General features: G+C 74.3%; 20 protein-coding genes. 15 read left to right on the top strand and 5 right to left on the bottom strand.

Translation table 11 applies throughout. From position 1 onward, the window contains the following. Window positions 1-127: 127 nt before the first annotated feature. The gene (locus tag ACEZDE_RS00645) at window positions 128-826 is read left to right on the top strand and encodes an LAETG motif-containing sortase-dependent surface protein (protein ID WP_380530384.1); all 699 of its coding nucleotides are present in this window, start codon (window positions 128-130) and stop codon (window positions 824-826) included. A gap of 99 nt (window positions 827-925) precedes the next feature. On the opposite strand, the gene ppc is transcribed toward ACEZDE_RS00645, so the two are convergent. Next, window positions 926-3,757, bottom strand: coding sequence for a phosphoenolpyruvate carboxylase (ppc, locus tag ACEZDE_RS00640; RefSeq protein WP_380530381.1), 2,832 nt, complete (start codon window positions 3,755-3,757; stop codon window positions 926-928). 203 nt (window positions 3,758-3,960) lie between these two features. Here ppc and ACEZDE_RS00635 point away from each other — a divergent pair, with 203 nt between their 5' ends. Together ACEZDE_RS00635 and ACEZDE_RS00630 are read left to right on the top strand one after the other, a co-directional pair. Beyond that, on the top strand, window positions 3,961-5,223 hold the full coding sequence (locus tag ACEZDE_RS00635; protein WP_380530378.1) for a sensor histidine kinase: 1,263 nt from the start codon (window positions 3,961-3,963) through the stop codon (window positions 5,221-5,223). A gap of 127 nt (window positions 5,224-5,350) precedes the next feature. Then, window positions 5,351-5,722: a GntR family transcriptional regulator gene (locus ACEZDE_RS00630; protein WP_380530375.1), complete on the top strand. Its 372-nt coding sequence runs from the start codon at window positions 5,351-5,353 to the stop codon at window positions 5,720-5,722. Between the two features lie 25 nt (window positions 5,723-5,747). On the opposite strand, the gene ACEZDE_RS00625 is transcribed toward ACEZDE_RS00630, so the two are convergent. Both ACEZDE_RS00625 and ACEZDE_RS00620 read right to left on the bottom strand, forming a co-directional pair. Continuing rightward, window positions 5,748-6,242, bottom strand: a complete 495-nt coding sequence (locus tag ACEZDE_RS00625) for an SUKH-3 domain-containing protein (RefSeq protein ID WP_380530372.1) — start codon at window positions 6,240-6,242, stop codon at window positions 5,748-5,750. Between the two features lie 5 nt (window positions 6,243-6,247). Beyond that, window positions 6,248-6,748, bottom strand: a complete 501-nt coding sequence (locus tag ACEZDE_RS00620) for a YwqJ-related putative deaminase (RefSeq protein ID WP_380530370.1) — start codon at window positions 6,746-6,748, stop codon at window positions 6,248-6,250. A 268-nt stretch (window positions 6,749-7,016) separates the two neighbouring features. On the opposite strand from ACEZDE_RS00620, the gene ACEZDE_RS00615 reads away from it, so the two are divergent. From ACEZDE_RS00615 to ACEZDE_RS00575, 9 genes are all read left to right on the top strand, one after another. Next, the gene (locus tag ACEZDE_RS00615; RefSeq protein ID WP_380530367.1) at window positions 7,017-8,066 is read left to right on the top strand and encodes an SMI1/KNR4 family protein; all 1,050 of its coding nucleotides are present in this window, start codon (window positions 7,017-7,019) and stop codon (window positions 8,064-8,066) included. Next, window positions 8,063-10,750 carry an SUKH-4 family immunity protein gene (locus tag ACEZDE_RS00610; protein ID WP_380530365.1) on the top strand — a complete coding sequence of 896 codons (2,688 nt, stop codon included), beginning with the start codon at window positions 8,063-8,065 and terminating at the stop codon, window positions 10,748-10,750. Before ACEZDE_RS00615 ends, ACEZDE_RS00610 begins: the two co-directional genes overlap by 4 nt. A gap of 113 nt (window positions 10,751-10,863) precedes the next feature. Beyond that, window positions 10,864-11,757, top strand: a complete 894-nt coding sequence (locus ACEZDE_RS00605; protein ID WP_380530362.1) for a hypothetical protein — start codon at window positions 10,864-10,866, stop codon at window positions 11,755-11,757. Window positions 11,758-12,117: 360 nt separating this feature from the next. Further along, complete coding sequence (gene mfd, locus ACEZDE_RS00600) at window positions 12,118-15,696, top strand: transcription-repair coupling factor (RefSeq protein WP_380530359.1); 3,579 nt, start codon at window positions 12,118-12,120, stop codon at window positions 15,694-15,696. Window positions 15,697-15,786: 90 nt separating this feature from the next. Further along, a complete protein-coding gene (locus tag ACEZDE_RS00595) occupies window positions 15,787-16,674 on the top strand; it encodes a hypothetical protein (protein ID WP_380530356.1) in 888 nt (295 codons plus the stop codon). A 145-nt stretch (window positions 16,675-16,819) separates the two neighbouring features. Further along, window positions 16,820-17,461 carry a hypothetical protein gene (locus tag ACEZDE_RS00590; RefSeq protein WP_380530354.1) on the top strand — a complete coding sequence of 214 codons (642 nt, stop codon included), beginning with the start codon at window positions 16,820-16,822 and terminating at the stop codon, window positions 17,459-17,461. 50 nt (window positions 17,462-17,511) lie between these two features. Further along, window positions 17,512-18,552 carry a MazG family protein gene (locus ACEZDE_RS00585; RefSeq protein WP_380530352.1) on the top strand — a complete coding sequence of 347 codons (1,041 nt, stop codon included), beginning with the start codon at window positions 17,512-17,514 and terminating at the stop codon, window positions 18,550-18,552. Further along, a complete protein-coding gene (locus tag ACEZDE_RS00580) occupies window positions 18,552-19,253 on the top strand; it encodes an endonuclease V (RefSeq protein WP_380530349.1) in 702 nt (233 codons plus the stop codon). Before ACEZDE_RS00585 ends, ACEZDE_RS00580 begins: the two co-directional genes overlap by 1 nt. Before the next feature lie 107 nt (window positions 19,254-19,360). Beyond that, a complete protein-coding gene (locus ACEZDE_RS00575; RefSeq protein ID WP_380530346.1) occupies window positions 19,361-20,386 on the top strand; it encodes an LLM class F420-dependent oxidoreductase in 1,026 nt (341 codons plus the stop codon). Between the two features lie 71 nt (window positions 20,387-20,457). On the opposite strand, the gene ACEZDE_RS00570 is transcribed toward ACEZDE_RS00575, so the two are convergent. Then, window positions 20,458-21,255: an SDR family oxidoreductase gene (locus ACEZDE_RS00570; protein WP_380531160.1), complete on the bottom strand. Its 798-nt coding sequence runs from the start codon at window positions 21,253-21,255 to the stop codon at window positions 20,458-20,460. 123 nt (window positions 21,256-21,378) lie between these two features. Between ACEZDE_RS00570 and ACEZDE_RS00565 the strand changes: the two genes are divergently transcribed. Further along, a complete protein-coding gene (locus tag ACEZDE_RS00565) occupies window positions 21,379-22,701 on the top strand; it encodes a cytochrome P450 family protein (RefSeq protein ID WP_380530343.1) in 1,323 nt (440 codons plus the stop codon). On the opposite strand, the gene ACEZDE_RS00560 is transcribed toward ACEZDE_RS00565, so the two are convergent. Then, window positions 22,698-22,892 carry a hypothetical protein gene (locus ACEZDE_RS00560; protein ID WP_380530340.1) on the bottom strand — a complete coding sequence of 65 codons (195 nt, stop codon included), beginning with the start codon at window positions 22,890-22,892 and terminating at the stop codon, window positions 22,698-22,700. The two genes, ACEZDE_RS00565 and ACEZDE_RS00560, sit on opposite strands and share 4 nt — an antisense overlap. Window positions 22,893-23,131: 239 nt before the next feature. Between ACEZDE_RS00560 and ACEZDE_RS00555 the strand changes: the two genes are divergently transcribed. Together ACEZDE_RS00555 and ACEZDE_RS00550 are read left to right on the top strand one after the other, a co-directional pair. Further along, on the top strand, window positions 23,132-23,989 hold the full coding sequence (locus ACEZDE_RS00555; protein WP_380530338.1) for a winged helix-turn-helix domain-containing protein: 858 nt from the start codon (window positions 23,132-23,134) through the stop codon (window positions 23,987-23,989). A 33-nt stretch (window positions 23,990-24,022) separates the two neighbouring features. Beyond that, on the top strand, window positions 24,023-24,763 hold the full coding sequence (locus tag ACEZDE_RS00550) for an HAD family hydrolase (RefSeq protein WP_380531157.1): 741 nt from the start codon (window positions 24,023-24,025) through the stop codon (window positions 24,761-24,763). Window positions 24,764-24,779 lie beyond the last annotated feature (16 nt).

Below are 24,779 nucleotides of genomic sequence, written 5' to 3'. Positions count from 1 at the left end.
CTCATGGGGGAGGCGTGCATGTCATTGCCGCTCTTCCCGGCTCCGGTACCTGCGGCGTTTCCTGCGGGTCGTGCTGGTCATCCCCTGTGGCTCCAACCGCTCTGGGTTTGTCCAGTTAGGGGAAGACGTGTCCATATCCCGTCGCACCAGCACGATGGTGCGCACTCTCGGCGTCGCCTCCGCCGCAGCCGCGCTCACGCTCGGCGTCGCAGGCAACGCACTCGCGTGCAGCATCACTGAACTCAGCTGGTCCGCCAGCTGCAACTCGCAGGACGGCACCGCCACCATCGTCGTGACCGACACCGACGGTGCGACGGGCACGCTGCACCTGATCGACGCGAAGAACGGCGGCGCGGACCAGACCGCGAACCTGCCCGGCGCGCCGTACGGCCAGGACCAGACGGTCACCTTCACCGGCGTGCCGTGGAGCGACATCCACGACATCACCATCAAGGTGTCGGTGCCGAAGTACCTCGACGATGTGACCATCACCAACACCAAGATCTCCGACGAGCACTGCTCGGCGCCCACCACGGCCCCGCCGACCAGCACGCCGCCGACGACGGAGCCGCCCACCACGGCCCCGCCGACCACCAGCACCCCCACCACGGCTGCGCCGACCACCGCCGCGCCGACTACGGCTGCTCCCAGCACCACCAGCACCGTGGACGCGACCGCGTCCGCCTCGCCGACCGGCGCGGTCCTGGCCACCACCGGTGGCGGCAGTGACGCCGGGATGATCGCCGGGATCGCCGGCGCGTTCGTCGTCGTCGGTGCCGGCGCCGTGTTCTTCCTCCGCCGTCGCGCCGCGGGCAGCCACAGCTGACCTGAGCGGACGAGCGTGAGCTGAGCTCACGTCAACGACGGAGGCCCGCAACCGGATTGATTCCGGTTGCGGGCCTCCGTCGTTCGTCGGCGCCCGGCGTCAGCCGGTGTTGCGCAGGCCCGCCGCGATGCCGTTGACGGTCAGCAGCAGGGCGCGCGAGCGCAGCGGGTCCTCGGGGAGCCCGTTGGCCGCGTCCTCGCGCTGGCCGCGCAGCAGGGCCACCTGGAGGTAGGAGATCGGGTCCAGGTAGGCGTCGCGGATGGTGAAGGTCTGCTTCAACACCGGGGTGTGCTCCAGCAGTTCGTTCTCACCGGTGATCCGCAGCACCTCCTTGAGGGTCAGCGCGTGCTCGGCCTCGATCAGGTCGAACACGTGCTTGAGCTCGTCCGGGACCAGCTGGTCCACGTAGTGGCGGGCGATCCGCAGGTCGGTCTTGGCCAGCGTCATGGCGACGTTGGACAGGAAGTTGCGGAAGAAGTGCCACTCGTTCTGCATCTCGTCCAGGATGTCGCCGAGCCCGGCGTCCCGCGCGGCGGCGAGGCCGGAGCCGACGCCGTACCAGCCGGGGACGATCTGCCGGGACTGGGTCCAGCCGAACACCCACGGGATGGCCCGCAGCCCGTCCAGGCCCGCGCCGCTGTCCGGGCGGCGGCTGGGGCGGGAGCCCAGGTGCAGCGAGGCGAGCTGGTCGACCGGGGTGGCGGCGAAGAAGTAGGACGGCAGGTCCGGGTCCTCGACCAGGCGGCGGTAGGCGGTGTGGGCGCCGTCGGAGACGGTGTCCATGGTGGCGTCCCAGCGGGCCAGCGCCTCCTCGGACTGCCGGGGCGCGGTGTGCAGGGCGCTGGCCTCCAGCGTGGCGGAGACCGTCAGCTCCAGGTTCTCCCTGGCCAGCGCCGGGATCAGGTACTTGTCGGAGATCACCTCGCCCTGCTCGGTGACCTTGATCTCGCCCTCCAGCGTCCCGTACGGCTGGGCCAGGATCGCCTCGTGCGAGGGGCCGCCGCCGCGGCCGACGGTGCCGCCGCGGCCGTGGAACAGCCGCAGCCGGATGCCGTAGCGGTGGGCGACGTCGCGCAGCCGGCGCTGGGCCCGGTGGATCTCCCACTGCGAGGTGGTGATGCCGCCGAACTTGCTGGAGTCGGAGTAGCCGAGCATGACCTCCTGGACGTCCCCGCGCAGCGACACCAGCAGCCGGTAGGAGGGGTCGCGCAGCATCTCGTCGAGGATGGTGTCGGCGGCGCGCAGCTCGTCGGTGGTCTCCAGCAGCGGGACGATGCCGATCTTCGCGATCCCGGCGTGCAGGTCGATCAGTCCGGCCTCGCGGGCCAGCAGCGCGGCGGCGAAGACGTCGTCGGCGCCCTGGCACATGGAGATGATGTAGCTCTCCACGATCTCGTCGCCGAACCGCTCGAAGCTGTCCAGCACGGTCTGGAACACCCCGAGGGTCTTGGCGCCCGCGGCGTCCAGCGGGGCCGGGGTGGGCGCCAGCGGGCGGCGCGACTTCAGTTCCTTGGCGAGCAGCCGCTGCCGGTACTCGCGCGGCATGTCGGTGTAGCGCCAGGCCTCCTCGCCGAGCCGGTCGAACATCTGGCCGAGGGCGTGGTGGTGGGCGTCGGCGTGCTCGCGGACGTCCATGGTGGCCAGCTGCAGCCCGAACGCGGAGACCGTGCGGATCGCCCGGGACAGCCGTCCGTCGGCGATCAGCTCGCCGCGGTGGGCCCGCAGCGAGTCCTGGATCAGCTGCAGGTCGGCCAGCAGCGGCCCGGTGCCGAGGTAGTCGCGGCCCTCGACGTGCGGGGTGCTGTGGGCGAGCCGCTCCCGGGTGTTGATCAGCTTCTGCCGGACGCAGGTGGCCTTGAGCCGGTAGGGCTCCTCGGCGTTCATCCGCTTGTAGCGGGGGCTGATCTCGGGCAGCGCCACCAGGTCGGCCTCCAGCGAGGCCAGCAGCTCGTCGCTGGCGCCGGAGAGCCGGACCGAGGAGGAGAGCTGGTCCCGCAGCTCGTTCACCACGTCCAGCGCATCCTTGATGCCGTACTCGTGCTGGAGCAGCAGCACGTCCAGGGTGACCGCGGGGGTGACGTTGGGGTTGCCGTCCCGGTCGCCGCCGATCCAGGTGCCGAAGCTGAGCGGGCGGACGCCGTCCGGGATGGCGACGCCGACCCGGGCCAGCTCCTCGTTCAGCTCCTCCAGCACGTCGGGGACGGCGCGCTTGTACAGCTCGTCCAGGTAGTAGACGGCGTTGCGGGCCTCGTCCGAGGGCTCCGGGCGGGCGATCCGCAGCTCGTCGGTCTGCCAGAGCAGGTCGATCACCTCGGCCAGTCGGCGGTCGGCCTGGCGGCGTCCGCTCGGGCGGGCCGGGGTGTCGGTCTGGTCCAGCAGCTCGGCGATCCGGCGCAGCTTGGTGAGGACGCTGCGGCGGGCGGCCTCGGTCGGGTGCGCGGTGAACACCGGGCGCACCGCGAGGTGCGCCAGCGCGTCGCCGACCTGCTGCGGGTCGGCGCCGGCGAGCTTGTCGGCGGTCCGGGAGAGCAGCGAGCCCTCCTCGGCGCGGTGCGCGCTCAGCTCACGGCCGCGGTGCACCTGCTCGGTGACGTTGGCCAGGTGGAAGTAGGTGGAGAAGGCGCGGACCAGCTTGGCTGCGGTCTCCAGGTCGGTCTGCTCCAGCAGGGCCGACGCGGCGGCGCCGTCGCTGCGGGTGAGGGCGCGGACCTGTTCCACCAGGTCGAGCAGTTCCTGGCCCTCCTGGCGGACCAGGGTCTCGCCGAGCAGTTCACCGAGCCGGCGGATGTCGGCGCGCAGAGCAGTGTTGTCCGGCTCGGCCGGGGTGTTGGCCGGGTTGGTGGCCTCGCGTGCGTCGCTCACGCTGGTGCTCCCTGTTGCAGGTGGGTGGGCGGGGGGCTCCCGGACGGCGCTGTCCGACGCGACCAGCATAGGTGTGCGGGTGTCGGCGGCAGCGGTGCCGGTCGAATGCCGGACAGCGGGCGTCGGGCGGCGCATAGGCTGGACCCATGAGCGCGGGGACGCCCGGGGTGGGCGCTGAGGACACGGTCGGGCCGGAGGCCCCGCCGTGTACGGGAGTGCGGGACAGGCTGTGGGGCGGCTTCCGGACGGGGGTCTGGTCGCGGCGCCGGAGCATGTGGTTCGACCTGGGCCTGACCGCGCTGGCGGCGGCCGAGAGCACGGCGAGCACCGCGTCGTTCGTCGGCAAGCAGGGCTTCGGCCTGCCGGTCGAGGTGGTGCTCGCGCTGTTCGGGACGCTGGCGGGCTCGACCCTGCTGGTGCGGCGGCGCTGGCCGCTGGTGCCGGTCGCGGCGGCGCTGCTGACCATCCCGTTCCAGGCCGGGTACCTGCTGCTGATGGTCGGCCTCTACACGCTGGGCGCGTACCGGCCGGAGGGCCCGGCCCGGCGTTTCGCGGAGCGGCGGGCGATGTCGCTGCTGTGCGTCTGGGCGATCGTGGAGACCACCGTGGTCTCCGCGCTCACCATCACCACCCAGCAGGCGGACGCGCTGCGCAACGGCGTCCCGGAGTACGCGCTGCTGCTGCTCTCGGTGCTGGTGGCGGTGGGGATCACGGTCGCGCCGACCATGCTGGGCCTGTACATCGGCGCCCGGCGGCGGCTGTGGGAGACGCTGTCCGACCGCGCCGAGGGCCTGGAGACGGAGCTGGCACTGCTGGCCGAGCAGGCCGCCGAGCGGGCCCGCCGGGCCCGGATGGAGGAGCGGACCAGGATCGCCCGGGAGATGCATGATGTGGTGGCGCACCGGGTGAGTCTGATGGTGGTGCATGCAGGCGCGCTTGAGCGGGTGGTGCACAAGGACGCGGAGCGGGCGGCGGAGAGCGCCAAGCTGATGGGCGACATCGGCCGGCAGGCGCTGGACGAGCTGCGGCAGATCCTCGGCGTGCTGCGGACGGTCGAGACCGACGCGGTCAGCGGGGAGGCCGCGGCGGCGGTGCTGGCCGTCCCCTCGGGGGACGGGCCGGGGCTCGCCGACGTGCCGCGGCTGGTGGACGAGTCGCGGGCGGCGGGGCTGCGGGTGCGGCTCACCGTCGGCGGCGCACGGCGGGCGCTGAGCGCGGAGACCGAGCGGACCGCCTACCGGGTGGTGCAGGAGGCGCTGACCAATGTGCTGAAGCACGCGGCCGGGGCCGAGGCGGAGGTCGTGGTGGCGTACGTGCCGGGCGGGGTGGCCCTGGCGGTCGCCAACACCTGCCCGGAGGCGGCCGGGCCGGACGCGGCGGCCGGGGCGGCCCGCAGGCTGCCCAGCGGCGGCAACGGGCTGGTCGGGATGCGGGAGCGGGTGACCGCGCTGGGCGGCACGTTCGTCGCGGCAGCGACCGAGGCGGGCGGCTTCCGGGTCGAGGCCCGGATGACGGCGGCCCCGGGCACCCGCTGAGCCGCGGCCCGCTGAGCGGCAGTCCGCTGAGCCGCGGCCGGGGGCGCGGCCGGGCCCGACGGCGGTACTACCGTGGTCAGCGGCACCTGCCCCCGGCTGCCGAGCCCTCGACGACGGAGACCGCACCGTGTTGATCACCCTTGATCCCGATTCGACCGTCCCGCCGTTCGAGCAGGTCAGAGCGCAGATCGCGGAGCTGGCACGGACCGGCGCCGCGCCGGTCGGGACCAAGCTGCCGACGGTGCGCGGGCTCGCCGAGGAGCTCGGCCTCGCGGCGAACACCGTGGCCAAGGCCTACCGGGAGCTGGAGGCCGCCGGGGTGGTGCGGACCAGGGGCCGGCTCGGCACCGTCGTCGCCTCCTCCGGCGACGCCTCCCGGGCCGCCGCCGCGCAGGCCGCCGCCACCTACGCGGCCCGGGTGCACGGTCTCGGCATCCCGGCGGCGGAGGCCCGCGCGGTGGCGGAGGCGGCGCTGCGCAGCGCCTACGGCGAGGACTGACCCGCGTCCGGCCGAGCGGCCGTCCTCACAGCGCGTCGGCGACGGAGCGCAGGCGTTCCGGGGTGAGGCCCAGGATCAGGGTGCTCAGCGCCTGGTCCATGGTCTGCCCCAGGAACCACTCGCCGCTGTGGTCCAGGCTGTGCACCCGACCCAGCGCGTCGATGGCGAGCAGCGCCTGCCCGTCCCGCTCCTCGCCCAGCGGGGCCAGCGGCAGTTCCAGGCAGCGTCCCAGGTCGGCGAGGGTGCGCGGCTGGTGCAGGCCGACCATGGGGTCCAGCAGGAAGGGGGTCCTGGCCTGCTGCCGACCGGCCCCCTCCAGGGTCACCCGCAGGCCGCCGAACTCGGCCCAGGCCTCCATCGCGGCCGGGAACAGCGCGTGCCGGTGCCCTTCCGCGGAGCTGTACCCGGCCAGGGCGTCGGCCCAGCGCTCGGCCTGCGGCAGCTGCCTGCGGCCGGGGAACCACCCGGCCTTGGCCAGGACCGAGGCCACCTCGGCGGGGAATCGTGCGTCCGGCGCCACCGTCCTCACCCCTGCCCGGCGGAGGACGCGGACGACGCCAGCGCCACCGTCTCCACGCCGAAGTGCGCCAGCATCGGTTCGCAGGAGCGGCACGGCGGCTGGTGGGTGCCGTGCGCCGGGTCGCCCTCCTCGCGGATCCGCACCGTCGTCAGCCGGGCGCCGCGCAGCGCCTTGCGGGCGTCGCCCTCGGTGAAGATCCGCCGCGCGGCGCGGCGGGAGCGGTTGTCCTCGACGGTCCGGAAGAACTGCGAGAGCAGCACCGCCTCCGGGCAGCGCCCGGTGAACCGCTCGCGCGCGTCCGTCGGCAGGCCGTCGAGGAAGGTCTCGACCAGCGGGTGGAGTTCGGGCGCGCGGTCGGTCTTCTCCCCGGCGCAGGTGTGGGTCTCGCCGCCGCGCAGCGACAGCGCCGCGGCGACGACCGGCATCAGGCTGTCGCGTCTCTCCCGGAGCAGCGGCGCGGCTGAGGAGACGGTCGCCGGGCGGCGATCATCGGTGGTGTGGTCCACGTACGGTCGTTCCTTCCCTGTTCTCGCGCACGGCGGAGCAGGGACACTTGCCGCGCGGCAGCCCCCGTCGGCGGGCACGGACCCACCGCTGCTGCATGTGGTCAGCCTGCCAAATGCCCACAGCCGGGGGGAAGTCGGGGTGGCCTGCTCGCACTGGAACTCCACATGTTCGAATCAGCGCGGACCAGTGCGGACGGTGGAGATCCGCTCGGCGCGACCACCCCCTAGGCTGGGGGACGGCATTCAGTTCCAGCAGGGGGCAAACTCGATGACGACAGGTCGGCCCAACGCCGCCTATGCCGGGCAGGTCGTGCACTTCCCTGATCCGCTGCGATCCGAGAAGTACCCCGACGGGGTGCGGATCGACGGGAAGGGGCACCCTGACTTCGGCCGCTACGTCCGCGCCGCGGCCGAGGTCGCCGACCCGCCGGAGGGCTTCGGCGTGGACGAGCTGCGGCTCACCGACTACGTGTCAGCGAACGCCGCGCTCTACGCCCAGGGGCACGAGCTGTGGGCGGACGTGGACACGTCGGTGTCCACCCCCGCGGGCTGGACCTGGCACCACGCGGTCGGCGGGGCGCGGGCCGGGGCCCGGCGGATGGAGCTGGTCCCGGTCGAGGTCAAGGCGCTGCTGCGGCACCACGCCGGGCTCGCCGTGTCCAGCGCGGACCACGCCAAGCGGGGGACCCGGCCGTTGCAGGAGCGCAGGCCGGTGCACTTTCCACTGGGCGGGGGCGGGGGCGCTGACGGCGGCGGGGGTACGGGCGGCGGCTCGGGCCCGGACGGCGGCGGTGTCGGCGCGGAGCGGGTCGGGGCGAGTGAGCAGCGGGTCCAGAGTGCGGAGGAGGGGCTCGGCTACAGCCTGCCCGGCGCGTACCGGACCTTCCTGAAGGCGGCCGGGGGTCGCGGGCCCCAGGGCGTCGCGCTGGACACCGACCTGGGCATGCTGGTCGACCAGCCGTTCCTGACGCTGCGTGAGGAACGCGCGCTGGACGACCTGGTCTACGTCAACAAGTGCCTGCGCGACCACCTGACCAAGGAGTACCTGGGCGTCGGCTACGCCCAGGGCGGGCTGATCGTGCTGAAGACGAAAGGCGCCTCGGCCGGCACCGTCTGGTTCCTGCCGTACGACGACGCCAGGGACACCGGCACGGCCGGGATGCCGCCGCAGCAGCGCTGCGAGCAGCTGCTGCTGCCCTGCGGCGAGGACTTCGACGCCTTCCTGCTGCGGCTCGCGGGCAACCCGCCCGAGCTGCAGACGGTGGCCGAGCTGATGGTGGACGGCGGCTTCGCCCGCGCGGTCCCGGTGGAGGGGTGAGCGGGCCCGTGGTGACCTACGCGGAGGCGCAAGCGCGCGCGGAGGAGTGGATCAACGAGGGCGTGCCCTCGTACCAGCGCCGCGAGGTGCGGGTGCGGGAGTTCGACCTGGGCTTCGTGGCCTGGGCGGTGGACCGCCAGGACGGGCCCTCCTCGGACGGCGGCGCGGTGCGGATGGTGATCGCCCGGGACAGCGGGGTCACCACGCTGTGGCCCGCGCTGCCGATCAACGACGTGGTCCGGCGGTACGAGGAGGCCTACGGCCGTCCGGCCGGCGCGACCCCGGCCGGGACGCCGGCCGGCGGCGCCGGGAGGGATCTGGCCGAGGCCACGTCGTTCCTGCTCAGCCCCCCGCAGTGGCTGGAGGAAGCCGGAGCCGCGGCGATTGCCGCGGAGGCGGCGGGGGCCGGGGTTGGCCCGGGTGGTGCGGGGTCGGGGTCGGGCTCGGGTTCCAACTTCGGCGCGGGCGCGGGCTCGGGTGTGGGGGCTGGCTCGGGGGTCGGTGCTGGTGCTGGTGCTGGCGCTGGGCGTGGGCCGGGAGGTGACGGTCCGTCGCTGATGGTGGCTCCGCCGGTGTCGGAGGGGCCGCCCGGGGATGTTCCGACCATGCTCTCGCCGCCGCCGGACTGGGCCGGTCCTTCGTCCCAGCAGCGCTCGGGCCCTGCGGGCGGCTCCTTCGGCGGTGGCGCCGGCCAGGGCGCCCCCGGCACGCCTCCGCCGCCGCCTGGTGCGCCGCAGTACGGTCCTGGTCCTGGCTCCGGTCCTGGCACGCCGCCGGGACCGGAGTGGGCCGGCGGCCCGTCCCACCGTCCCGGCGCTCCGGCCGGTGGCCCGCCGCCGCCCCCGCCCGTCAGCCTGTCCAACAACCCGGCGGGTGGACCCCCGCCCGCGCCGCCCGGTGGGTTCGTCGGCAACCCGGCGGGTGGCCCGCCGCCCCCGCCGCCCGGTGGGTTCGTCGGGAGCCCGGCCGGGCCGCCGCCTGCGCCCGGTGGGTTCTCCGGAGGCCCGGTCGGGCCTCCGCCGCCCCCGCCCGGGGGGTTCTCGGGTGGTCCCGCCGGGGGTCCGCCGCCTGCCGGAGTGTCCGGGGATTCGCTGGACTACGCGCCGACGATGCTGTCCCGCCCCGGCGGCCCCAAGCCGCCGCTCCCGTCCCCGGGCGGCAACCCGGCCGGTGGGCCACCGCCCGCGCCCGCCGGGCTGTCCGGCAACCCGGCCGGAGGCCCGCCGCCCGCGCCGTCCGGTTTCTCCGGCAACCCCGCCGGCGGTCCGCCGCCCGCGTCGTCCGGGGGCCCGGCCGGGCCCCCGCCCCCGCCGCCCGCCGGGTTCGTCGGGAGCCCCGCCGGGCCTGCGTCCTCCGGGTTCCCCGGCAACCCCGCCGGGGGTCCGCCGTCCGCGGGGGAGTCGCTCGACTACGCGCCGACGATGCTGTCCCGCCCCGGCGGCCCCGTGCCGCCGCCCCCGCCCCCGGGCGGCAACCCAGCCGGTGGTCCGCCTCCGCCGCCCCCCGCCGGGCTGTCCGGCAACCCCGCGGGGGGCCCGCCCCCGGCCGGGCTCCGCGGCGGCCCCGTGCCGCCTCCGCCCGCGCCCCCCGGCGCGCCCGCGGACGACAGCTACGCCGCAACCCAGTTCGCCCCCCGAGGCCCCGCCGCCGCGCCGCCGCAGGCCCCCGCGCCGCAGGCCCCGCAGGGCCTGCCGAGCGTCGGTCCCGGCTACATGGCGGTGCTCCGCTACCGCGGGCCCGACGGCTCGGAGCAGCAGCTGATCCAGCGTTCCACCCTCGGCCTGCCGCACCCCGAGTGGCAGATCCTGCAGGAGGTGCGCCGACTGAACGTGCCCCCGGAGCAGGTGCTCGAACTGCACACCGAGCTGGAGAGCTGCGACCTGCCCGGCGGCTACTGCCAGCGGATGGTCAAGGAGGCCTGGCCGAACGTCCGGGTCAGCAACATCGCGCCGTACGGACGGGACCAGGCGGCCCGCCAACGCGGCGTCCAGCACCTGTTCGAGCACCACGGCGAGCTGCACACCCATGCCGCGGGGCCCGCGCCGCAGCGCCCGGTCCGGGTGCCGCTGCCCGTGCCCGGGTCGGTGCGGCCGGGACCGCCGCTGCCGCCGCAGGCCCTCGCCGACGAGCTGCGGCAGGCCTTCGGCGACCCGAACCTGTTCCGCTACGAGCCGCAGGCGGTGTCCCGGCAGGGGGTGCCGGAGGCCGTGTCCGGTTCGCTGACCTGGGCCGGACTGCCGGTCGAGTTCGGGCCGTTCTTCTGGGCGCAGGCCCAGCCGGGCCGCCCGCTGCCGACCCTGGCCGAGCTCGCCGCCGAGCGCGGCATCGCGGCGCAGCCGGACGCGGGCACCTACCTGGTGATCGGCAACGACTACGGCCGCCAGCTCTGCGTCCAGTACGGGACGGCGGCGATCGTCGCGGTCGACCTCGGCACCCCGACCCAGCCGCCGGGCCCCGAGGCACAGCAGCCGCGGTTCGTGAACACCGGGCTGCCGGAGTTCCTGCGCTGCATGGCCCTGCTGGGCCGGCTGTGGCGGTTCCGGTACGGGCTGACCCCGGAGCAGGCGGGCCACTGGACCACGGACTTCCAGACCCAGCTGGCCGCGCTCGACCCGGCCGCGCTGCAGTCGCCGGAGACCTGGTGGGCGGTGCTGATCGAACAGCTGTGGGACGGACTGCTCTGACCGTACGGGTGTCGGATTGTCCGATTGGGTAGGGGATCTGTGCAAAATAGGTCAAATAATGACCGTTTGCTAGCGATCCCCACCCGATCGGACGAGACGAGAGGACCGGCCCGATGAGCGACGCCGTCTCCCCGCACGGCTTCACCGTGACCCGGCGCGGCTACGACACCGCGCAGGTCGACCAGGCGCTGGTCCGCTCCACCGCGCAGCGGGACGCCGCCTGGGAGCGGCTGTCCGGTCTCGGCAACCGGATGCGCGCGCTGGAGCAGACCCTGATCGACGCCGCCGCCGCGGAGAAGGCCGCGGCCGAGGCCCCGCCGGCCGCGTACGCGGTGCTGAGCGACCGGGCCGCGCGGCTGCTGGCGCTGGCGCAGGAGGAGTCGGTGCACCTGCGGACCGAGGCCGAGGCCTGGACCGAGGCGCTGGACACCGAGGTCCGCGCCGACGCCGCGCGCTGCGCCCAGGAGGGCGCCGACGACGCGGCCCGACTGCGCGGCTCCGCCGACGAGGCGTTCCGCCGCGAGCTGGACCGGGCCAGGGCCACCGCCGAGGGGCTGCGCGGCGAGGCGGACCGGGCAGCGCGCGCGACGCGGGAGGCCGCCGCCGGGCACGCCGCCGAGCTGGCCGCGGGGTCCGAGCAGGCGGCGGAGGCGGAACGGGCCCGGCAGGCGGTGCTGCAGCAGGCCGCGGACCAGGCCCTGGCCGAGGCGGAGACCGAGCAGGACGCCAGGGAGGCGGCGCTGAGCGGGCGGGCCGAGCGCCGGCAGGGCGAGGCCGAGCGCCACCTCGCCGCGATGCGGCTCAGCGCCGCGGCGACCGAGGCCGAGGCGGTGACGGCGGCCGAGCGCCTGCTCGAAGCGGCGCGGCGGGAGGCCGAGCGGATCGCCGCGGCGGCCGAGCGCGAGGCCCTGGCCTCCGCCGAGCAGCAGGCCGAACTGCGCGCCCACCTGGACCACATCCGCGCCACCCTGACCGCCCTGACCGGCGCGGCAGCGGGCGAGCCCTGAGCCTGTCCCGCCCAGCGCCGCCGCAGGCGTGCCCGACCCGCGCCGCCCTGCGCCGCCGAAGCGTGCCCGACCCGCGCCGCCCTGCGCCGCCGAAGCGTGCCCGACCCGCGCCAGCCTGCGCCGCCGGAGACGGGCCCGAGTGTCTGACCTGTGCGCCGTGGGGAACTTGCGCCGCGCCGACCGGCGCTGCCGCAGGTGAGTCCGAGGCTCCGACCGGCGCCGACGGTGGCGAACCGTGACCGCCGTCGCGGGGGAGCCGGTGGGGCGTACCCTGGGAACCCCCCGGTGCGCGCTGCGTTCCGGGTGCTTCGCGTTGCCCCGGCGCCGTGCCGTCGGCCGAGACCCGTCTGAGAGAAGTCCATGAGCCTGACCGGCCTGCTTGACGTCGTCGTCGCCGACCCGGCCCTCGCCGAGGCGGCCGAGTCCGCCCTTGCCGGGGACCGCCGCCACCTGGACCTGGTCGGTCCGCCCGCCGCCCGCCCGTTCGCGGTCGCCGCGCTGGCCCGCGCCCTCGCCCAGGCCGCCGCGAAGGAGCGGGACGGCCGCGGCCGTCCGGTCCTCGCGGTCACCGCCACCGGCCGGGAGGCCGAGGACCTGGCCGCCTCGCTCGCCTCGCTCCTCCCACCGGACAGCGTCGCCGAGTTCCCGGCCTGGGAGACGCTGCCGCACGAGCGGCTCTCGCCGCGCTCGGACACCGTCGGCCGCAGGCTCGCGGTGCTGCGCCGGATCGCCCACCCCAGCGCCGACGACCCGGCCGCGGGCCCGTTGCAGGTGATCGTCGCGCCGATCCGCAGCGTGCTGCAGCCGCAGGTCAAGGGCCTGGCCGAGTTGGAGCCGGTGAGCCTGCGGGTGCGCCAGGACGTGGACCTGGAGGATCTGACCCGCCGTCTCGCCGCCGCCGCGTACCAGCGGGTCGAGCTGGTCGAGAAGCGCGGCGAGTTCGCCGTCCGCGGTGGCATCCTGGACGTCTTCCCGCCGACCGAGGAGCACCCGCTGCGGGTGGAGTTCTGGGGCGACGAGGTCGAGGAGATCCGCTACTTCAAGGTCGCCGACCAGCGCTCGCTCGAAGTCGCCCAGCACGGCCTGTGGGCCCCGCCCTGCCGTGAACTGCTGCTGACCGGGCCGGTGACGGCGCGGGCCGCCGAGCTCGCGGTGCGGCACCCGGAGCTGGCCGACATCCTGGACCGGATCGCCCAGGGCATCGCCGTCGAGGGCATGGAGTCGCTCGCCCCGGTGCTGGTCGACGACATGGAACTGCTGGTGGACGTGCTGCCGCAGGGCAGCATCGCGGTGGTCTGCGACCCGGAGCGGGTCCGCACCAGGGCCGCCGACCTGGTCGCCACCAGCGAGGAGTTCCTGCACGCCTCCTGGGTCGCCGCGGCCTCCGGCGGCGACCGTCCGCTGGACGTGGGTGCGGCCTCGCTGTGGTCCGTCGCCGACATCCGCGAGCACGCCGCGGAGATCGGGCTGCCCTGGTGGTCGGTCAGCCCGTTCGCCGCCGACGACGAGGTGCTGACCGGCCCGGACGTGCTGCACCTGGACCTGCACCCGGCCGAGGCCTACCGCGGCGACACCGCCCGCGCCATCGCCGACGCCAAGGGCCGGCTCGCCGAGGGCTGGCGGGTGGTGCTGGTGACGGAGGGTCAGGGCCCGGCCTCCCGGATCGCCGAGATGCTGTCCGGCGAGGGCATCGGCGCCCGGCTCACCCCGGACCTGGTCGGCGCCCCCTCGGCCGACATCGTCCACGTCTCCTGCGGCTCGATCGAGTACGGGCTGTACTCGGAGGGCCTCAAGCTGCACGTGGTCACCGAGACCGACCTGGCCGGGCAGAAGTCCTCCACCAAGGATATGCGCCGGATGCCGTCCCGGCGCAGGAACGGCATCGACCCGCTCGCGCTCCAGGCCGGCGACTACGTGGTGCACGAGGCGCACGGCGTGGGCCGCTACGTCGAGATGGTGCAGCGCACGGTCCAGGGCGCGACCCGGGAGTACCTGGTGCTGGAGTACGCCCCGGCCAAGAAGGGCCAGCCGGGGGACCGGCTGTTCGTGCCGACCGACCAGCTGGAGCAGGTCACCAAGTACGTCGGCGGTGAGGCCCCGTCGCTGCACCGGCTCGGCGGCGCGGACTGGACCAAGACCAAGTCCCGGGCCAAGAAGGCGGTCAAGGAGATCGCCGGGGACCTGATCCGGCTCTACTCGGCCCGGATGGCCGCCCCCGGCCACGCCTTCGGCCCGGACACCCCCTGGCAGCGCGAGCTGGAGGACGCCTTCCCCTACGCGGAGACGCCGGACCAGCTCAGCACCATCGCCGAGGTCAAGGCCGACATGGAGAAGACGGTCCCGATGGACCGGCTGATCTGCGGTGACGTCGGCTACGGCAAGACCGAGATCGCGGTCCGCGCGGCCTTCAAGGCGGTGCAGGACGGCAAGCAGGTGGCGGTGCTGGTGCCGACCACGCTGCTGGTGCAGCAGCACTTCTCCACCTTCTCCGAGCGGTACGCCAACTTCCCGGTGGTGGTGAAGGCGCTCTCCCGGTTCCAGACCGACACCGAGGCCAAGGCGGTGCTGGAAGGGCTGCGCGAGGGCAGCGTGGACCTGGTCATCGGAACCCACCGGCTGTTCTCGGCGGAGACCCGGTTCAAGGACCTGGGCCTGGTCATCGTGGACGAGGAGCAGCGCTTCGGCGTCGAGCACAAGGAGCAGCTGAAGAAGCTCCGCGCCAACGTGGACGTGCTGACCATGTCGGCGACCCCGATCCCGCGCACCCTGGAGATGGCGGTCACCGGCATCCGCGAGATGTCCACCATCACCACCCCGCCGGAGGAGCGGCACCCGGTGCTGACCTTCGTCGGCGCGTACGACCAGAAGCAGATCTCGGCGGCGATCCGGCGCGAGCTGCTGCGCGAGGGCCAGGTCTTCTACATCCACAACCGGGTCGAGTCGATCGACAAGGCGGCGGCCAGGCTCAAGGAGCTGGTCCCCGAGGCCAGGATCGCCACCGCGCACGGGCAGATGGGGGAGACCGCGCTGGAGAAGGTGGTGGTCGACTTCTGGGAGAAGGAGTTCGACGTGCTGGTCTCCACCACCATCGTGGAGTCCGGCATCGACATCTCCAACGCCAACACCCTGATCGTGGAGCGCGGCGACACCTTCGGCCTGTCCCAGCTGCACCAGCTGCGCGGACGGGTCGGCCGCGGGCGCGAGCGCGGCTACGCCTACATGCTCTACCCGCCGGAGAAGCCGCTGACCGAGACCGCGCACGAGCGGCTCGCCACCATCGCCCAGCACACCGAGATGGGCGCGGGCATGTACGTGGCGATGAAGGACCTGGAGATCCGCGGCGCGGGCAACCTGCTCGGCGGCGAGCAGTCCGGGCACATCGCGGGCGTCGGCTTCGACCTCTACATCCGGATGGTCGGCGAGGCCGTCGCCGAGTACCGGGAGAACGTGGAGGGCGGCGGCACCGGCGAGGACGCGGCCGAGGCGCCGCTGGACGTCAAGATCGAACTGCCGGTGGACGCCCACGTCCCGCACGACTACGCCCCGGGCGAGCGGCTGCGGCTCCAGGCGTACCGGGCGATCGCCTCGGTCAACTCGGAGGAGGACATCGCCTCGGTCCGGGCCGAGCTGCACGACCGCTACGGCAAGCTCCCCGAGCCGGTGGAGAACCTGCTGCTGGTGGCCGGGCTGCGGCTGTTCGCCCGGCGCTGCGGGATCTCCGACATCACCCTGCAGGGCCAGAACATCCGCTTCGGCCCGGTCGAGCTGCGGGAGTCGCAGGAGCTGCGGCTGCAGCGGATCTATCCGCGCAGTCAGGTCAAGGCCAGCACCAAGCTGCTCCTGGTGCCGCGCCCCGGCACCGGCAAGATCGGCGGCAAGCCGGTCGTCGGCCGCGACCTGCTGACCTGGTGCGCGGAGTTCCTCGGCACCCTGTTCTAGCCGCCGCGCAGCCCCCGGGGGCGCGGGGAACTGCGCGACCGGCCACCCACCCGACCTGCACCGTCCCTCCGAGCCCCTAGACTCGCTCACATGCTCCTAGGCTTGCTGATGGCCCTCGCCGCCGCCCTCTGCTTCGGCGTCGCCATGGTCCTGCAGGCCTTGGGCGCCTCCCGGCACAGCCCCACCCCCGGCGAGGGGGTCCTCGGCACAGCCAAGGCGATGCTGAACCTCCCCTTCGCCGCGGGCCTCCTGCTGGACGCCTGCGGATTCGTGGCCCAGCTGATCGCCCTGCGCACCCTCCCGCTGTACGTGGTGCAGGCGGCCCTGGCCGGCGCCCTCGCGGTGACCGCCGTGCTCGGCGCGGCCCTGCTGAAGCTGCGCCTGGGACGCGCCGAGTGGCTGGGCGTGGTCGGGGTCTGCGTCGGCCTCGCGCTCCTCGGCGCGACCGCCGGGGCCGAGGGCCACAAGCAGCCCTCGCAGATCTTCCACTGGCTGCTGCTCGCCGCCGTCGCGCTGATCGCCGTGCTCGGCGCCGTGGCCTGGCGGCTGCGGGAGCCGCGCCGCGCCGCGATCATGGGCAGCCTGTGCGGTCTCGGCTTCGGCGTGGTCGGCCTGGCCGTCCGGGTGCTGCCGACCGTGCACGGCCTGGACCTGGGGCCGCTGTTCGCCGACCCGGCGACCTACGCGCTGCTCGCGGGCGGCGGGGTGTCCTTCGTCTTCATGACCGAGGGGGTCAGGGGCGGCCGGGTCACCACCGCCACGGCCAGCATGGTGCTCGGCGAGACCGCGCTGCCCGCGATCCTCGGGGTGGTGCTGCTCGGCGACGGCACCCGCCCCGGCCTGCTGCCGCTGGCCGTGGCCGGGTTCGCGCTGGCCGTCGCGGGCGCGCTGGCCCTGGCCAGGTTCGGCGAGGTCGCCCCGGCCGAGCGGACCGGGCCCGACCCGGCCTCGGCGGAGACCCCCGCCCCGGTCCGCTGACGTTCTCCGCGCCGGAATGCTGCCTGCGCCGACCTGGTGACATCGGGCTGGTCCGCTGCCTATCCTCGATCGTCGGACGCGGTACCAGACGTATCGTCAGTCCCGTACGTTCCAGTGGCTCGAAGTGTCATCGCCAGGAGGCCCCGTGAACCGCCGTCGCACCGCCGCCGTCGCACTCGCCGTGAGCGCGGTCGCAGCCCTGTCGGCCTGCTCGTCGACCGCCCACCCCGGGGCCGCCGCGGTGGTGGGGGACCAGCGGATCACGGTCTCCACGCTCCAGTCGCACCTTGCCGCGTACCGGGCGGCGGCTGCCCAGGACACCACGGCGCAGGAGCAGCCCGGCGTCCAGGGGAACCTGCTGGCGCTGCTGGTGAACGCACAGATCGTCGACCAGGCGCTGGCCGACCAGGGCAAGTCGGTCTCCGAGGGCCAGGTCCAGCAGGTCGAGGCGCAGTACGCGCAGCAGACCGGCAGCGCGCAGGCGTTGCAGCAGGCGATCGTCGAGCAGCTCTACATCGCCCCGTCCGACTTCCCGATCTTCGCCCGGTACCAGGTGGGCGAGGACCTGCTGCTCCAGCAGGCCGGGGTGGACCCGTCCTCCAGCCAGGCAGGGGCCGCGTTCCTGAAGATCCTGCAGAAGGAGGGCAGCAGCCTCGGGGTGACCGTCAACCCCCGCTACGGCAGCTGGAGCACCGTGAGCACGAGCAGCTCGGCCTGGCCGCCGCTGGCCGCCGCGAAGCAGCCCTGGCTGCAGCGGACGGCGGCGACCCCTCCGGCGACCAGCTGACGGTTCCGGCGCCGGGCGGGTGCGTCGGCCGGTCGCGGTAGGTTCGTCCCGTGGCTGAACAACACGACACCCGCGCGAGCGCGCCCGGACGGCTCGTCCTCCTCTCCAGCACCCACCGGATCGCCCCCGGCCTGCTGTCCTGGCCCGCCTGGGAGGCGCTGCGCGGCGCCGACCGGGTGCTGGCCGGGGACCCGGACCACCCGCAACTGCCGTACCTGAGGCAGGCCGGGGTCGAGGTGGAACTGGTCGACGCCGACCGCTACGCGCTGGCGGGGACGCTGGCCGAGGCCGCTGCCTTGTCCGGGCCCGGGGCCACCGTGCTGTGGGTCGGCGGCGTGGACGGCGACCCGGGACTCGCCGAGGGGCTGGCCCGGATCGCGGTCGAGGGCAGCGGCGCCGCCGACGGGACGGCGTCGGTGCGGGTACCGGTGCCGGTGATCGAGGTGCTGACCGGCTCCTACGACCTCCCCGGCGCGCGGCTGCTGGACCTGGTCGCGGTGATGGACCGGCTGCGGTCGCCCGGCGGCTGCCCCTGGGACGCCGAGCAGACCCATGAGTCGCTGGTGAAGTACCTGGTCGAGGAGTCGTTCGAGCTGGTCGAGGCGATCGAGGAGGGCGACCGCGAGATGCTCCGCGAGGAGCTGGGCGACGTCCTGCTCCAGGTGCTGTTCCACTCCCGGATCGCCGAGGAGCACGCGGAGGAGCCGTTCAGCGTGGACGACGTGGCGGCGGGCCTCGTCGACAAGTTGACGTATCGCCACCCGCATGTCTTCGGCGATGCGGACGCGTCCACCACCGCGTCCCAGGTCGAGGCCGACTGGGAGGAGCTGAAGGCAGCGGAGAAGCAGCGCGGCTCGGTGGTCGAGGGAGTGCCGCTGGCGCAGCCCGCGTTGGCGCTGGCGGCGAAACTGCACTCGCGGGCGGTGAAGGCACGGCTGGAGGTGCCGCTGCCGGTGGGAGAGGGCGTCGGTGGTCGGCTGCTTGCCCTCGCCGTCCAGGCCCAGCAGGCCGGGCTGGACCCCGAGGCCGAGCTGCGGGCGGCGGCCCGCCGCTACCGTGACGCCATCCAGCAGACAGAACAAGGCAGTTGATGGAGCTTCAGCGCACGCACGACTGGCCGTCGGGCGAGGAGCAGGCGTACGCGATCCAGCGGGAGCTGCGCCCGCTGGTGCGCACCGCGCCGCTGGCGGCCCCGCCGCGCACCCTGGCCGGGCTTGACGTCGCCTACGGCGACAGCCACGGCGGGGCGGAGGACAGGGTTGCCGCGGCGGTGGTGGTCCTGGACGCGGACACCCTGGAGGTGCTGGACCGCGCGACGGCGGTGGGCACGGCCGGGTTCCCGTATGTCCCGGGGCTGTTCGCGTTCCGCGAGCTGCCGACGCTGATCACGGCGCTGGAGCGGCTGGCGACCACCCCGGATGTTCTGCTGTGCGACGGCCAGGGCCTGGCGCACCCGCGCCGCTTCGGTCTGGCCTGTCACCTGGGCGTCCTCGCCGGGCTGCCGACGCTGGGCGTCGCCAAGACCCCGCTGCTCGGGGAGTGGGACGAGCCCGGCCCCGCCCGCGGCGACAGTAGCGACGTGCGGGACGGCGGCGAGACCGTCGCCCGGGTGCTGCGCACCCAGGACGGCGTCAAACCGCTCACCGTCTCCACCGGCCACCTGATCACCCTGGACGACGCCTGCGCGCTGGTGCTGCGCGCCTCCCCGCGCTACCGCCTCCCGGAGACCACCCGACTCGCCGACCGCCTCTGCCGCGACGCCCTGGCCGAGGCAGCCGAGCACGTCGCCTGACCGGCAGTCCGGGGCCGCGCCACGCCGACCCCACCAATGCCGCGCCCCAGCGCAGAGCCTCCCCCTCCCCTTGCCGTTCGGGCCCGTCGCGTGGTCGCATCGGGGGTATGACGACCCCCACGCCTGACACCTCCGCCCGCTGGGGCCTGACGTTTCCGCTCGACGGCATCCCGCTGGCGGACCAGCGGCGGCTGGTCGAGGCGCTTCCGGACCTCGGCTTCACCGACCTCTGGTCGATGGAGACGGCCGGCGCCGACGCCTTCACCCCGCTCGCGCTGGCCTCGGTCTGGGCGCCGCAGCTGAACCTCGGCACCGCGATCGTCCCGGTGCACACCCGTGGCCCGGCCCTGCTGGCGATGCAGACCGCGGCTCTCGCCGAGGCCGCGCCGGGACGGTTCACCCTCGGCGTCGGCGCCTCCTCGCCGGTGATCGTCGAGGACTGGAACGCCGTCCCGCACGAGCAGCCGTTCGGGCGCAGCCGGGACACGGTCCGATTCCTCAAGGCCGCGCTGACCGGACAGGTCGTCGACACGCACTACCCGACCTTTGCGGTGCGGCGGTTCCGGCTGGAGCGGGTCCCCGCGCAGACCCCGCCGGTGCTGCTGGCCGCCCTGCGGCCGGGGATGCTCCGGCTGGCCGCGCAGGAGGCCGACGGCACCATCCTCAACTGGCTCTCCGCTGACGACGTGACCACTGTGGTGGACGAGTTCCGGGCGGCCGGGGGCGACGGCAAGACCGTCGCCGCGCGCATCTTCGTCTGCCCGACCGCCGACGCCGACTACGCGCGGGCGCTGGGCCGACGGCTGATCGCCGGCTACCTCACCGTCCCCGCGTACGCGGCGTTCCACCGCTGGCTCGGCCGGGAGGAGCAGCTCAAGCCGATGTGGGAGGCCTGGGCCGCGGGCGACCGCAAGGGCGCGGCGGCGTCGGTGCCGGACGAGGTGGTGGACGCGCTGATCGTGCACGGCGAGCCGGGCCGGGTGCGCGAGGAGTTGCACCGCTACGCGGCCAACGGTGTGGGCATCCCCGTTCCGGCGATCCTGCCGACCCCGGAGATGGCGGACCGCGCCGCCGCGCCCCGTGACCGCCGCCAGGCCGTCGCAGCGGCGGTCCTGGCGGTCAGCCCGGGGTAGGTGCTCCGTCCGGGGCAGCAGTGGGCAGCGGTCGATCCGGGGCAGCGGGCCTTCCGGGCCGGCGGCCCCGGTCAGACGACCGTGGTCCTGACCGCGCCGCGCAGGCCGTCCAGCCAGGCGTCGCGGTCTCCGGCGCGGCCCTGCTCGTAGCGGGCGACCTCCGGGTGCGGCAGGATCAGGAAGCGTTCCTCGGCCAGCCCCTCCACCACCGAGTCGGCGATCTGCTCGGGGGTCAGCATCGCCCCGAACAGGCTGAGCCGGGCCTCGACCGACGGGTCGGCGGTCATCGCCGTGCGCACCCCCTGCGGGCACAGCGCGCTGACCTTGATGCCCTGGTCGCCGTAGGTGACCGCGAGCGACTCGGCGAAGGCCACCGCCGCGTGCTTGGTCGCCGTGTACGCCGCGTCGCCGGGCATCTGCAGCAGCCCGGCGGCGGACGCGGTGTTCAGCAGGTAGCCCCGGCCGCGCCGCAGCATCCCCGGCAGCACCGCCCGCGCCGCGTACACATGGGCCATCACGTTGACGTCCCAACAGGACTGCCACACCTCGTTGGCGGCCTCGAAGCCGGCGCTCTCGCCGGGCACCGAGCCGCGTCCGGCGTTGCTGCAGAACAGGTCCACCGGGCCGAGGTGCTTCTCGGCGGTCTCGACCAGCGCCCGTACGTCGCTCTCCCGGGTCACGTCGCTGCCGACGCCCACGGTGTGACAACCCTCACGGTCGAGTTCCTGCGCCAGGTCCTCGACCCGGCCGCCGTCGAGGTCGGCGAGCAGCAGCCCGCGCGCGCCGTCGGCGGCGAACCGCCGGGCCAGCGCCGCCCCGATTCCCCCGGCCGCACCGGTCACCACCACGACGGATCCGCGTATCTGCATGTCCCGCTCCTCCCGGCGGGCCTCCGCACAGGCCCGCGCACTGCCGGTGATCGTAGGCATCCGGCCTGCCACCGCAACAGTGCCCGTCCGCGATGCAAGCCAACCGCAAGCTACCGTCAAGGAGTGCACAAACCGCTCGCGCCCGCCTCGACCGGACCGGCCGACCCGGCAGCCGTCCCGGAGCCCGCTCCGCAGTCCGCCGAGGGGCCCGCCCCGGAACTCTTCACCTGGGAGTTCGCCGCCGACCCGTACCCGGCGTACGCCTGGCTGCGCGAGCACGCGCCGGTGCACCGCACCACGCTCCCCAGCGGGGTCGAGGCCTGGCTGGTCACCCGCTACCCGGACGCCCGGCAGGCGCTGGCGGACGCCCGGCTGAGCAAGAACCCGGGCCACCACGGCCGCAGCAGCGGCCGGACCGGCATCCCCGGGGAGCGCGGCGCCGACCTGATGACGCATCTGCTGAACATCGACCCGCCGGACCACACCCGGCTGCGCCGGCTCGTCTCCAAGGCCTTCACACCGAGGACGGTGGCCACCTTCGAGCCCCGGGTGCGGGAGATCACCGACCGGCTGATCGACGGCTTCGCCGGGAACGGCTCGGCCGACCTGATCCATGAGTTCGCCTTCCCGCTGCCGATCTACGCCATCTGCGACCTGCTCGGCGTCCCGGCCGAGGACCAGGACGACTTCCGCGACTGGGCCGGGCTGATGATCCGTCACGGCGGCGGCCCACGGGGCGGGGTGGCCCGGTCGGTGAAGAAGATGCGGGGCTACCTGGCCGAGCTGATCCACCGCAAGCGGGCCGACCTCGGCTCGGGGCAGGGCGGCGACGACCTGATCTCGGAGCTGATCCGGGCCAGCGACCACGGCGAGCACCTCACCGAGAACGAGGCCGCGGCGATGGCCTTCATCCTCCTCTTCGCCGGGTTCGAGACCACCGTCAACCTCATCGGCAACGGCCTCTACGCCCTGCTCACCCACCCCGCCCAACGGGCCCGGCTACAGGAGTCCCTCGCTCGCGGCGAGACCGCGCCGCTGGCCACCGCCGTGGAGGAACTGCTGCGCTACGACGGCCCGGTGGAGCTGGCCACCTGGCGCTACGCCACCACCCCGCTGACCCTCGGCGGCCAGGAGATCGCCGCCGGGGACCCGGTCCTGGTGGTCCTCGCCGCCGCCGACCGCGACCCGTCCCGCTTCGACCGGCCGGACCTGCTGGACCTCGACCGCCGGGACAACCCGCATCTCGGCTTCGGCCACGGCATCCACTACTGCATCGGCGCCCCGCTGGCCCGGCTGGAGGCCCAGTACGCGCTGTCCGCGCTGCTCCGCAGGCTTCCCGATCTCGCCCTCGCCGCCGCCCCTGACGAACTCCGCTGGCGCGGCGGCCTGATCATGCGCGGACTCCGCCAACTCCCGGTCACCTTCAGCCAGGAGGGCGGAGCCTAGAGCGGCACGTGCGCCGCGTAGGTGAGCCAGCAGACCGCGACCACGGTCAGGCAGCTCTTGACGGTGATGTCGCCGCCGTGGTCCCGCTCACCGCACAGCAGGATGTTCGGGGCGATGAAGAGGAACCACAGACCGTGCTGGTGCTGCTGCAACTTCCAGTCCACCAGCATCAGCACGGCCACGTACGCCATCTGCCAACCAGACCTCAACCTCATGTCGGTGCCACCTCCTGCAACCCCTCGGGGGCGGGGATTGGGACACGTGGGTTCGAGGCATCATTGACTGGTGACCGCACGCTTCCCCCGTTAGCCAAGTTCGGTCATTCTTAGGCCATGGCCTCGGCAACTTGACTGGCATTCTGGGGAAATGATGCCGAAGATGACTGATCGATAAACTGACGATCGGTCAACTCCTAGCTAAAGGAGCGGATGTGAGCAGCGGACCCCGCACATCTGTGCAGGTGGCCTATGACGCGCTCCGTGAGGAGATCGAGCGCCTGGGTCCCGGCGGCAAGCTGTCCTCGCAGCACGAACTGGCCGAGCAGCTCGACGTCTCCCGGGACACGGTGCAGCGCGCCCTGCGGAAGCTGCGGGACGAGGGCCGGATCCACCCGGTGCAGGGGCAGGGGACTTTTGTCGCGGACGGCCCCGAGACCGGCGGGCGGTTGGAGCCGGCCATCATCGGCCTGGCCGACTACCTGGACCGGGCGTTCCAGGAGCCGCGGGTCAGCATCGACTTCTTCGGCTTCACCGCGGAGACCCTGGCCACCCTGCTCAAGCTGCGGCTGGACCGGCTGCGGGTCCCCGGCCGCAGCGGACCCGAGTCGCTCACGGTCCGGTTGCTGCTGCCGGCGACGGGGACGCACCTGGCGCTGCCGCGGTCCATCGAGGACTGGGCCGACGAGCGCCCGTTGAACCGGCTGCGCGAGATGACCGCCGGCTTCGTCCGCGGGATGGACACCTCGATCAGCGACATCGGGGCGCGCGGGCTGATCGGGCGGGTCGACCTGCAGGTGCGGGCGGTGCGGATGACCCCGTCGGTGAAGCTCTACATCATCAACGGCACTACTGCCCTGCAGAGTTGGTACGAGGTCCAGCGCAATGTGGTGGAGCTGCCCTCGGTCGGCGGGGGCGATCCTGAGATGCTGCCGATCCACGACCTGATGGGGATCGAGGCCCCGCTGATCCCGCAGTCCCCGGAGGGGGTCTCGGTGGCCCAGCGCTGGTTCGACTCGCTGTGGGACACCATCGCCACCGAGTGGCCCGGCGAGGGGGACGCTCTGGTCTGACGCCGGGGTTGCGCGGACACTCGTCTGGTGAACATGATCCGCCCGCCGGTACCGGACGCCGCCCCCGCGGTGTTCCACGGAGTGACCCATGTGCTGTTCGACTTCGACGGGCCGCTGGTGCAGCTTTTCGCCGTGCACCGGGCCCCCGGCATAGCCAAGGGCCTGCTCGCGCTGATCCTCCGGCAGACGCCGCTCACCGGGGAGGAGTTCTCCGACGCCACCGACCCGCACGGCATGGTGGCCGAGCTGCGCGGGGTCCTGGAGCGGCATCCGCGCCGGATCCCGCTCCAGGAGGCCGCGCGGGTGATCGAGGTGGTGCAGCGCGAGCTGGTCCGGCAGGAGCGGATCGCGGCGGGCACGGCCCGGGTCACCGCGGACGCGGTGGCGCTGGTGCGGAAGCTGCTGCCGCACTGCGGCCTGGCGGTGACCAGCAACAACGCGCCGGAGGCAATCCACGACTTCCTGGCCCGCGACCTGGCCGGGCCGCTCCGGGAGGCGTTCGGCCACCAGGTCCACGGGCGCGCGCCGGACCCGGATCTGATGAAGCCCCACCCGGACTGCGTCCGCCGCGCGCTGGAGGGGCTCGGCTGCACCCCGGACAGCCGGGTGCTGCTGATCGGTGACTCCGAGTCGGACTTCAAGGCCGCCGCGGCGCTGGGGGTGCGCTTCCTCGGCTTCGCGCCGCACGCCCGCAAGGAGGAGCTGCTCCGGGCGTCGGGCGTCGAGGACCTGGTCAGCGGGTTGGACGTGCTGCTGTGGGACGGGCCCGGCTGACCCCGGGAGGCATTGC

It is taken from the genome of Streptacidiphilus cavernicola, assembly GCF_042510955.1.
In the GTDB taxonomy this organism is placed as follows: domain Bacteria; phylum Actinomycetota; class Actinomycetes; order Streptomycetales; family Streptomycetaceae; genus Streptacidiphilus; species Streptacidiphilus cavernicola.
This window is presented reverse-complemented; position numbering and strand designations above follow the sequence as displayed.